Annotated in this window: 2 protein-coding genes; one reads left to right on the forward strand and one right to left on the reverse strand. The window is 41.4% G+C overall.

Annotated elements, in window-relative coordinates; translation table 11 throughout:
- Window positions 1-12 precede the first annotated feature (12 nt).
- Window positions 13-174, forward strand: a complete 162-nt coding sequence (locus tag D7Y13_RS49460; protein ID WP_369333621.1) for a helix-turn-helix domain-containing protein — start codon at window positions 13-15, stop codon at window positions 172-174.
- Between the two features lie 41 nt (window positions 175-215).
- Here the strand turns inward: D7Y13_RS49460 and D7Y13_RS50300 are convergent, their stop codons facing one another.
- Complete coding sequence (locus D7Y13_RS50300; RefSeq protein ID WP_500683222.1) at window positions 216-362, reverse strand: hypothetical protein; 147 nt, start codon at window positions 360-362, stop codon at window positions 216-218.
- Between the last annotated feature and the right edge of the window lie 17 nt (window positions 363-379).

Raw genomic sequence — 379 nt, forward strand, 5'->3', positions numbered from 1 at the left:
CAACATCAGGTTCTGAGCTGCATTGCGAATCAAATGACAACGGAAGATATTCTGGAGAAACTGAAAATATCGCTAAAAACGTTCTACTGCCATAAACACAATATCATGATGATCCTCAATCTTAAGCGGATCAATGAGCTGGTACGCCATCAGCATATTGATTATCTGGTGTGAATTTCAGGCTTACGGTGAGTCTGGCTACGCTGCCACACAGATTAGCTAATTGAAACGCCTTTCACCCCTGCCATACCTTTTAATAATCGCAACAGGTCTTCTATCGACGTTGTGGCATGAAGCTGGATATCAATGGCGATCACTTCATGAGCTTCATTTTCCTGCAACGAAACTAAATCAGTTTTTATTTTTTGCTGCTTAGACC

The sequence above is a fragment of the Corallococcus praedator genome, from assembly GCF_003612125.1.
Classification (GTDB): domain Bacteria; phylum Myxococcota; class Myxococcia; order Myxococcales; family Myxococcaceae; genus Corallococcus; species Corallococcus praedator.